The organism is Arthrobacter sp. P1_A5 (assembly GCF_056406825.1).
In genome coordinates this window covers 1-8,416 of the sequence record NZ_JBFTZL010000159.1, presented here as the reverse complement: position 1 = coordinate 8,416, position 8,416 = coordinate 1, and the positions used below count along the sequence as shown (strand labels likewise).

The 8,416-nt window shown below is 68.7% G+C and carries 9 protein-coding genes; 2 read left to right on the top strand and 7 right to left on the bottom strand.

Features of this window, described 5'->3' with window-relative positions; all coding sequences use genetic code 11:
* The 6 genes from AC1D1S_RS16830 to AC1D1S_RS16805 all read right to left on the bottom strand — a co-directional run.
* Positions 1–534 (bottom strand): ABC transporter substrate-binding protein (locus AC1D1S_RS16830; protein ID WP_476994981.1); only part of this gene is annotated, 534 nt, incomplete at its 3' end.
* Positions 535–817: 283 nt separating this feature from the next.
* Complete coding sequence (locus AC1D1S_RS16825) at positions 818–2,242, bottom strand: sulfate adenylyltransferase subunit 1 (protein ID WP_476994980.1); 1,425 nt, start codon at positions 2,240–2,242, stop codon at positions 818–820.
* The gene (cysD, locus tag AC1D1S_RS16820) at positions 2,242–3,309 is read right to left on the bottom strand and encodes a sulfate adenylyltransferase subunit CysD (protein WP_476944365.1); all 1,068 of its coding nucleotides are present in this window, start codon (positions 3,307–3,309) and stop codon (positions 2,242–2,244) included. Before cysD ends, AC1D1S_RS16825 begins: the two co-directional genes overlap by 1 nt.
* Positions 3,306–4,016, bottom strand: a complete 711-nt coding sequence (locus tag AC1D1S_RS16815; RefSeq protein WP_476994979.1) for a phosphoadenylyl-sulfate reductase — start codon at positions 4,014–4,016, stop codon at positions 3,306–3,308. Before AC1D1S_RS16815 ends, cysD begins: the two co-directional genes overlap by 4 nt.
* On the bottom strand, positions 4,013–5,758 hold the full coding sequence (locus AC1D1S_RS16810; RefSeq protein WP_243181970.1) for a nitrite/sulfite reductase: 1,746 nt from the start codon (positions 5,756–5,758) through the stop codon (positions 4,013–4,015). The genes AC1D1S_RS16815 and AC1D1S_RS16810 overlap by 4 nt, the downstream gene beginning before the upstream one ends.
* 131 nt (positions 5,759–5,889) lie before the next feature.
* Entirely contained in the window at positions 5,890–6,636 is a 747-nt protein-coding gene (locus tag AC1D1S_RS16805) for a sirohydrochlorin chelatase (RefSeq protein ID WP_043436026.1), read from the bottom strand.
* A 61-nt stretch (positions 6,637–6,697) separates the two neighbouring features.
* Here AC1D1S_RS16805 and AC1D1S_RS16800 point away from each other — a divergent pair, with 61 nt between their 5' ends.
* On the top strand, positions 6,698–7,363 hold the full coding sequence (locus tag AC1D1S_RS16800; protein ID WP_243181968.1) for a trimeric intracellular cation channel family protein: 666 nt from the start codon (positions 6,698–6,700) through the stop codon (positions 7,361–7,363).
* A 20-nt stretch (positions 7,364–7,383) separates the two neighbouring features.
* Complete coding sequence (locus AC1D1S_RS16795; protein ID WP_243181967.1) at positions 7,384–7,812, top strand: hypothetical protein; 429 nt, start codon at positions 7,384–7,386, stop codon at positions 7,810–7,812.
* Positions 7,813–7,942: 130 nt separating this feature from the next.
* Here the strand turns inward: AC1D1S_RS16795 and AC1D1S_RS16790 are convergent.
* Positions 7,943–8,416: endonuclease domain-containing protein (locus tag AC1D1S_RS16790; RefSeq protein ID WP_476994978.1), on the bottom strand; the 474-nt coding region annotated here is incomplete at its 5' end.

The following is an 8,416-nucleotide window of genomic DNA, read 5'->3' as shown; positions in this document are numbered from 1 at the left end:
CGTCTTGCCCTTGAGGTCGGCCGCCGAGTTGATGCCGGGCTTGACCACCAGCTGCGCTCCGCCGGCCGCGGCGCCGGCGATGATGCTGATGGACTGGCCGTTGCTCTTGACATAGGAGTTGATGGCCGGGTTGGGGCCGATGTAGGTGGCGTCGATGGCGCCGGCGTTCAGGGCCTCGATCGCGGCCGGGCCGGCGTTGAACACCTGCGTGCTGAGCTTGGTCGCCCCGAGGTCCTTGGCGATGAACCCCTTGTTGACACCCACCAGGGCCGGGGCGTGGGTGATGTTGCCAAAGTAGCCGAGCCTGAGTTCCGTGGCCGGGCCGGCGTCCGCCGTTGCCGCTGCGGGGGCGGTTTCGGGGCTGCGGGACAGCGAGGATGCAACGGCAGCGCCGGCGCCGATCAGGAGCACGAGGCCCGCGACCAGGGCGATCTCCAGGGTGCGCTTGCGTTTGGGTTTGCCGGTCTCGCCGGCGACGATCCGGGTGGTGCCGGGCTGTGAGCCGGGCCCGGGGTTTTCGGGGGTGTGTGACATGGGTGAAGTCCTGTTCTGGGGTGTGTGCGGAAGGGCCGGGCGGATGGTCAGCGCCGGCGACATCGCCCCTGGAAGTCCCTGCGGGGGAGGCCGGGGAACCGTTCCTGTGTCTTCATTCATTCACCATAGGGAGTGTCATATTCGGGGTTCAACGGCCCGGAAACCGGGGGTCACGCGGGTTCACGCAGCGTCACATTCGGCCCCAAAAGACGGCAGCTTGTTTCCCGGACCGCCGCCCAGGGCGACCGACCGGGGAACAAGCTGCGCCCGTGTGGCACGTGGCCTAGATCGAGTAGCGCTCGTCCTCGTGGTCGCCGGGGTGGTCGTTGACCAGGCCTGCGGCGAGGGTGTTGCCGTCGAGCGGGTCGATCACGAGGAACGCCCCGGTGCGGCGGTGGTGCAGGTAGTTCTCCAACGGCAGCGGCGCGGCGAGCCGGAGCTGCGCGTGCCCGATGTCGTTGAGCTCCAGGGTGGTGGTCGGCTCCAGGCCGAAGCTGGCGAGGTCGAGCCTGCCTGTCACGTTCCGGACCAGGGCCTGGACCGTGCGGGTGCCGTGCTTGACCAGGACCTTGGAGCCCTCCCGGAGCGGCTTGGGCGAGAGCCAGCACAGGGCGGCGTAGAGGTCTGCACTGCTTTCACGCACGGTCCCGGCCGCCGCGATCGTGTCACCGCGGGCGACGTCGAACTCATCGGCCAGGCGCAGCGCCACGGACTGCGGTGCGGCCGCCTCGGCGAGCTCGCGGCCCGCGAAGTCGATCCCGGTGATGGTGGTGGTGCGCGGGGCCTGGCCCGGGGTCAGGATGCTGACCTGGTCCCCCAGTTTCACGGAGCCTTCGGTGATCTGGCCGGCGTAGGCACGGTAGTCGCGGTAGGCCTCGGGATCGAGGCCGCYGGCGATGGCGTCCGGAGCCAGCGCGCCCTGCGGCCGGATCACCAGCTGGACCGGGAAACGGAAGCTTTCGAGGTGGCTTTCGAGTTCGTCGGCGGCCGGCAGCGTCTCCAGGACCTCCAGGAGCGCCGGGCCGTCGTACCACGGGGTCCGTTCCGAGCGGTCCACCACGTTGTCGCCGTCGAGGGCCGAGACGGGGATGACGCGGAGATCGGCGACGCCGTCGGAACCGAGCCCGAGTTCGCGCCCGACCTGCTGGACGTCCGCCTCGATCCCGCGGAACACGTCCTCGCTGAAGTCCACGAGGTCGATCTTGTTCACGGCGACGATCACGTGTGCCACGCGCAGCAGCTGCAGCACGGACAGGTGCCGGCGGGTCTGCTCGAGGACACCCTTGCGGGCGTCGATGAGCACGACGACGGCGTCCGCGGTGGACGCGCCGGTCACCGTGTTCTTGGTGTACTGCACGTGCCCGGGGCAGTCCGCGAGGATGAAGCTGCGCCGGTCCGTGGCGAAGTAGCGGTAGGCGACATCGATTGTGATGCCCTGCTCGCGCTCCGCGCGCAGGCCGTCGGTCAGCAGGGCGAGATCGATCGCTTTTGTGCCGGTGGCCCCTTCACCGCCGAACCCGCGGTCCGCCGAGGTGCGGGCGACGGCGTCGAGCTGGTCGGCGAGGATCGCCTTCGAGTCGTGCAGGAGCCGGCCCACCAGGGTGGACTTGCCGTCGTCGACGGAGCCTGCGGTGGCGAAGCGGAACAGCGTGGTGGGCAGCGCCGCGGCAACGAGGTCCGGGCCCGGGAGAAACGTTTCCGTGCTCATTAGAAATAGCCGTCCTTCTTGCGGTCTTCCATGGCGGCCTCGGAGATGCGGTCATCGGCCCGGGTGGCGCCACGTTCGGTGATCGTCGAGGCGGCAACCTCAATGACGACGTCGCGCACCGTGGCGGCGGCCGATTCCACGGCGCCGGTGCAGGACATGTCGCCGACGGTCCGGTAGCGGACGGTCTTGGTGATGACTTCCTCGTGCTCGCGCGGCTGGGAGACCTCGCCGACGGCGCGCCACATGCCGTCGCGGGCGAAGACTTCGCGGTCGTGGGCGTAGTACAGGCCCGGCAGCTCGATGTTCTCGCGCTCGATGTAGCGCCACACGTCCAGTTCGGTCCAGTTGCTGATGGGGAACGCGCGGACGTGCTGGCCCACCGTGTGCCGGCCGTTGTAGAGGTTCCACAGCTCGGGCCGCTGGTTGCGGGGGTCCCACTGGCCGAACTCGTCGCGCAGGCTCAGGATCCGCTCCTTGGCCCGGGCCTTGTCCTCGTCGCGGCGGCCGCCGCCGAAGACGGCGTCGAACTTGTTGCGCTGGATCGCATCCAGCAGCGGGACGGTCTGCAGCGGGTTCCGGGTGCCGTCGGCACGCTCGGCCAGCTCACCGGAGTCGATGAACTCCTGGACGGAGCCGACGACGAGCTTCAGGCCCAGCCGTTCCACGGTGCGGTCGCGGAAGTCGATGACCTCGGGAAAGTTGTGGCCGGTGTCCACGTGCAGCACCGGGAAGGGCACCTTGCCGGGCCAGAAGGCCTTCGTGGCCAGGTGCAGCATCACCACGGAATCCTTGCCGCCGGAGAACAGCAGCGCAGGCTTCTCAAACTCGGCGACCACCTCGCGGATGATGTGAATGGCCTCGGACTCAAGGGTGTCGAGGCTCGAGAGGCGTGAACCTGCGACGCCGATTGCCGCCCCCGCCCCTGCGCCGCGCGGCTGATCTTCGATCAGCCCAGCGCGCGGCTCCGACAGGCCCGATGCCACTCCCTGGGCGGCAATCGGCGTCTCAGCTGCGTCGTTGTCCAGCACCGACAGCTCCAGGTCCTCGTTGGTGATTTGAGTTCTCATACGTGTAGTCCGCATTCTGTCTTGTCGGTTCCTGCCCAGCGTCCGGCGCGGGGGTCGTCGCCGGGCGCCACCTTGCGGGTGCAGGGCTGGCAGCCAATGGACGGGTAGCCCTGTGAAAGCAGCGGGTTGACGGGAAGAAGGTTGTCGTCCGAATACTGCACCAGCTGGTCGAAAGTCCAGGCCGCCACCGGGTTGACCTTGACCAGACCGTTGGCCTCGTCCCAGACGATCAGCGGCGTGTTGGTGCGGGTGGGCGCCTCGTCGCGGCGGACCCCGGTGAACCAGAGCTCGTAGCCGGCCAGGGTGCGGCGCAGCGGCGCCACTTTGCGCAGGGCGCAGCACTGCGCGGGGTCGCGGGCGAAGAGGTCCTTGCCCAGGAGCCGGTCCTGCTGCTCCACGGTGTTCTCCGGCAGCACGTCCACGACGTTGACGCGCAGGTTGGCCGCGACCTCGTCGCGCGTCGCGTGCGTCTCCGGGAAGTGGTAGCCGGTCTCCAGGAACAGGACGTCGACGCCGGGGAGCTCGTCCGCGACCAGCGCCGGGAGGACCGCGTCCGCCATGGAGCAGGCGACGGCGACAGTCGGCAGTTCGAAATTGCGGGCCACCCAGGCAATGACGTCGCGGGCCGGGGCGTCCCAGCCGAGCTCGGCGGCGCCGGCCTCGGCGAGGGCCTTGAGCTCGTCGTGGGAGCGGAGTGCTGCGGTCACTGCAGATCACCTTCCTCCGCGGCGAAGGCCCACTCGGCGAAGCTTTGGCCCTCGGAGCGGTCGGCGACGAACTTGCGGACCACGCGTTCGACGTAGTCGGGCAGCTCCTCGGCCGTGACCTTCAGGCCGCGGACGGTGCGGCCCAGGCCTGCCTCCTCGCGGCTGTCGGACGCGAGCCCGCCGCCGAGGTGGACTTGGAATCCCGGGGTGGGGTCGCCGTCGGGCGTTGGCAGCATCATGCCTTTGAGGCCGATGTCCGCCGTCTGGATCCGGGCGCAGGAGTTGGGGCAGCCGTTGATGTGCAGGGACAGCGCCTGGGGCAGCTGCTTGCTCTCGGCGAGATCGGCCAGCCGGCGCTCCAGCTCGGCAACCGCCGTCGCCGCAGTCACCTTCGTTTCCACGATGGCGAGCTTGCAGAACTCGATGCCGGTGCAGGCGATGGTGCCGCGCCGGAACACGGACGGGCGGGCGGACAGGCCCAGCGCGTCGAGTTCGGCCACGAGCGGGTCCACCTCGTCCTTGGGCACGTCGAGGACCACGAGCTTCTGGTGCGGGGTGGTGCGCAGGCGCTGCGAGCCGCGGGCCTCTAGAGTGTCCGCGAGCTTGACCAGCTGGCTGCCGGAGAGGCGGCCGGCCAGCGGGGTGGCGCCGATGAAGAACTTGCCGTCCTTTTGTTCGTGCACGCCGATGTGGTCGCCGGGCGTGGAGGGCTTCGGGGCGGCCGGGCCGTCGGCGAGCTTGTAGCCGAGGTATTCGTCCTCGAGGACCTGGCGGAACTTCACCGGCCCCCAGTCGGCCAGCAGGAACTTCAGGCGGGCCTTGGTGCGCATGCGCCGGTAGCCGTAGTCGCGGAAGATGCTGGTGACGCCGAGCCACACGTCGGCGGCCTGGTCCGGCCGGACGAAGGCGCCGAGGCGCTTGCCCAGCATGGGGTTGGTGGAGAGCGCGCCGCCCACCCAGAGGTCATAGCCGATGCCGAGTTCGGGGTGGACCAGGCCCACCAGGGCGACGTCGTTGATCTCGTGCACCACGTCCTGGCTGGGGTGGCCGGTGATGGCGGTCTTGAATTTGCGCGGCAGGTTGGCCAGTTCCGGGTCGCCGATGAACCGCTCGGCGAGTTCCTGGATCAGCGGCGTGGGATCGATGATCTCGTCCTTGGCGATGCCCGCCACCGGGGAGCCGAGGATGACGCGGGGCACGTCGCCGCAGGCTTCCGTGGTGGACAGTCCCACGCCTTCGAGCCGGCGCCAGATTTCGGGCATGTCTTCGACCCGGATCCAGTGCAGCTGGATGTTCTGGCGGTCCGTGAGGTCGGCCGAGTCGCGGGCGAAGTCCACGGAGATCTGGCCGATGACGCGCAACTGCCCCGTGGTGAGCGCACCGCCGTCGATCCTGACGCGGAGCATGAAGTATTTGTCTTCGAGCTCGTGCGGCTCAAGCGTGGCGGTCTTGCCGCCGTCGATCCCGGGTTTGCGCTGGGTGTAGAGCCCCCACCAGCGGAAGCGGCCGTGCAGGTCGGTGCCGTCGATCGAGTCGAAGCCGTGCTTGGAGTAGACGGACTCAATACGCTCGCGGACGTTGAGGCCGTTGTCTTCCTGTTTCCAGGTCTCGTTGGCGTTCAGCGGCGTGGTGCCGTCCACTTTCCACTGGCCGTGCGGCTTTGCGGCCGGGCGGGGAGGGCGCTTGGTGCGGCCGGCGGCAGCCTCGTCCGTGGACGCTCCGGCTAGAGCTGTATCAGTCATGCATCGACTGTAGGGGCGGCCGTAATCCCGTCACAAAGGGTCAGAAACGGGGAGTCACCTAGGGCAACATTTCGTCACGAACCGCCGAAAACCCTTGAAGTCGCCCTGCAGCTGTGCATCTGCGCGGACCGTCAGGGCCGGGGCTGCCGGGCCCCGGCCAGCGCCGCGTCGTAGCGTTCCAGGGCAATTTCGGCGAGGACCGGGGAGGGAAGCAACGGCGCCGTCACCAGGTCCGCGCCGGCCTTGGCCAGCTGGTCATGGAAGAAGCCGGGCGCCAGGAGATACGAGGCGATGACGACGCGGCCGCCAAGGTCCACCGCTCCGGCCGACTCCCCCGCGCCGGCACCGCCGGCGGCCTCCTCGCGGAGCATGGCGACGGCGTCGGGAACCGAGGGTTTGGCGGAGGCGCCGTAGGCGGCCACGATCCGGTTGGAACGCAGGGCACGGAGCTGGTCCGTGAGTTCCTCGACATTCTGTGCGGCGCTGGGATCGGAGGACCCGGCGGCGGCGAGGACCACGGCGTCGTTGTCCGTTACCCCGGCCTCGCGCAGCCGCGCATCGAGCAGCGCTGCGAGCCGCGGATCCGGCCCCAGCGGCGCCGCGGCCAGGGTGTCCGGCCGGCTCTTCACGGCGCGGGCGATGTCCACCTTGACGTGGTATCCGACGCTGAGCAGCAACGGAACCACGACGGCGGTTACCCCCGCCGGGAGGCCCGCCACGACGGCCGGCAGGTCCGGATCCTGCACGTCGACGTAGGCCTCGCGGACGTCCAGCCCGGGACGGAGCCCGGCGATGCCGTCCCGGAGCGCGTTGACCTCCGCGGCCCCGTGCGGGCTCGACGTGCCGTGGGCGCAGGCGATCAGGATGGGGGTATTCATAGCCGTTAGCGTAACCTTGGAGCCGCCCTATCCGCCCCCTTGCAACCGACCGGGACGCTTCATGACCTTCTCCTTCAGCCTTGTCCTGGTCTGGCTTGACCTCGCCGGTGTGTTCTTCTTTGCGGTCTCCGGCTCGCTGCTCGCGGCGCGGAAGCAGTTCGACATCATCGGCTCGCTGCTCCTGGCCTCGGTGGTGAGCCTGGGCGGCGGCGTCATCCGCGACATCATCATCAACGCGGGGCCGCCCGCCGCGTTCACCAACCCGGCATATCTGGCACCGCCCCTGTTTGCCACGGTGCTGGTGTATTTCCTGTTCTCCAGCGTCCAGCGCTTCACGTCGCTGCTGATGCTGTTCGACGCCGGCGGGCTGGCCCTGTTCTGCATCACCGGCACACTGAAGGCGCTGGCCGCCGGGATGAATCCTGTGGCCGCCGTCCTGCTGGGTGTCACGACGGCGGTGGGTGGCGGCCTGCTGCGGGATATCACCGCCAACGAGGTCCCACAGCTCTTCGACCCCAAGGATCTGTACGCTCTGCCGGCGTTCGCCGGGTCGGCGTTGACCGTGATCCTGTCCCTCACGGGGACCTTCACCGCGGTGAGCGCCTGCGCCGTCGCCGGGCTTGTCTTCGCCTTCCGGGTCACGGCCTGGCGGCGCCACTGGTACGTTCCGCTGGCGGTGCGCGGTTGGCACCGGCTGGGCCTGGACAGCGCGGAAAACGACCGCTGAGGATTAGCTAGGATAAGACCATGACTGACATGTTCCTCGAGAAATTCCGCGCGCTTGTCCCGAAGTATCTCGAAGACGAATGGCAGGAAGAAGATGGCCTCCCGGCCGAGGAGCTCGACGCCGCCCTCGCCGAACACCAGTTCCAGGTCCCGATGGTCCTGCGCGAGTTCTACCTGGCAGTCGGCGGCTGCGAGGACATCATGGAGGCCTACCACTACTTCTGGGACCCCGAAGAGCTCGAAGTGGATGATGAGGGCTTCCTCATGTTCCTTGAGGACGAGGAAGAGCAGTTCACCTGGGGCTTCCGTGTCGGGGACCTCAGCATCCCGGATCCCATCGTGTACCGCCGCAACAACGCCCGCGGCCAGTGGAAGAGCGAGGAAGGGACCTTCTCCGAATTCGTCTTCGACATGTTCGAGTGGGCCTTCAACGACGAGGACGAAGACTAGGCTCCACGGCCTCTCCTCGGGCCGGGTCCGGCGGTCCGGGGGCACTTTGACACGGACCCGCCGTCGTCGGGTCCGGTGATCCCCTCCTGAGACGCCAATGTAGCCCCGGACGGCAGCAGCGACCTGCCCGTCACGGCCGGAAGGCCCCACTGCGCCGCAACTTCAGCACCGCCAGAACCTCCGCAACCATCCGCTCCGGGTGATGGACGACGTCGTCGTACCCGAACCTTAGTACGAGGTAACCACCGATGAGGCTTGCGTTGTTCCGCCGCCGGTCCTTCTTGACTTGCAGCGGCTCCAGGTGCGAGGCACCGTCGGTCTCCACGACGATGCAGTCCTCAACAAGGAAGTCCACCTCCCCTACCCCGGGAATCTCCACATGCCGGCGCGCGTGCAGCCCGGCCCTGCGGAAGGCGGTGTTGGCGAGAACTTCCAGCAGCGAATCGGCCCGCGGAATGACAAGGTCCAGCACCGACCTGGCGCGTCCGTTGCGGTTACCTTCGAGTTTGCTGCGGAGGAAGGCCAGGGTGATGTCCCCCCGGCCCACCGCACACTGGACCATGACAAGGGCCTCCAATTCAGGCAGACAGTGGAGTGCATGGAT

What these genes read in the sequence shown, in the direction of transcription:
- cysD (WP_476944365.1), bottom strand. Translation starts at nt 3,309, where the DNA reads ATGAGAACTCAAATCACCAACGAGGACCTGGAGCTGTCGGTGCTGGAC.
- AC1D1S_RS16810 (WP_243181970.1), bottom strand. Translation starts at nt 5,758, where the DNA reads ATGACTGATACAGCTCTAGCCGGAGCGTCCACGGACGAGGCTGCCGCC.
- AC1D1S_RS16805 (WP_043436026.1), bottom strand. Translation starts at nt 6,636, where the DNA reads ATGAATACCCCCATCCTGATCGCCTGCGCCCACGGCACGTCGAGCCCG.
- AC1D1S_RS16800 (WP_243181968.1), top strand. Translation starts at nt 6,698, where the DNA reads ATGACCTTCTCCTTCAGCCTTGTCCTGGTCTGGCTTGACCTCGCCGGT.
- AC1D1S_RS16795 (WP_243181967.1), top strand. Translation starts at nt 7,384, where the DNA reads ATGACTGACATGTTCCTCGAGAAATTCCGCGCGCTTGTCCCGAAGTAT.